The organism is Corallococcus sp. AB049A (genome assembly GCF_003668885.1).
Classification (GTDB): domain Bacteria; phylum Myxococcota; class Myxococcia; order Myxococcales; family Myxococcaceae; genus Corallococcus; species Corallococcus interemptor.
This window is the reverse complement of the sequence record NZ_RAWL01001306.1, coordinates 1-412: the sequence shown is the minus strand read 5'-3', so window position 1 is coordinate 412 and position 412 is coordinate 1. Positions and strand designations below refer to the sequence as shown.

The following is a 412-nucleotide window of genomic DNA, read 5'->3' as shown; positions in this document are numbered from 1 at the left end:
AGCTTCAACATCGGTCCATCGGTTCCCAGCACGATCATGTTCCCCGACCGCAGCTCGCGCTCTTCGCTTCCCAGCATCTGCCCATCGACGAATGTCTTATTCGCGGAACCCAAGTCGCGGATCGTGACGCGGTTGGCGGTTACACGAATCTCGGCATGATGCCCGGAGACGATGCCGTCGCGGTGCGGGTCGAACGTGATAGTATTGCCGGGCCGTCGCCCGAGCGTGATGACGCCGTCATGAAACGTCGCTTGTGTGCCGGCGAGCGAGCTGTTGCCGCCATGATGAATCACGATCTTCACGCAATGCCTCCCGACGAAATGAGATAACGCCGGCGTTGCCCGGCGAGTCGGGAAGCGATCATCTTCACAGAACGCGCCGGCGGCAACTTCGCCGTCATGCCGCGAGAGAG

The 412-nt window shown here is 61.4% G+C and carries 1 protein-coding gene; it reads right to left on the bottom strand.

Going from position 1 to position 412, the window contains the following annotated elements:
- A partial coding sequence (locus D7X55_RS41950) for an FHA domain-containing protein (protein WP_147470534.1) occupies positions 1-302 on the bottom strand: 302 nt, incomplete at its 3' end.
- Between the last annotated feature and the right edge of the window lie 110 nt (positions 303-412).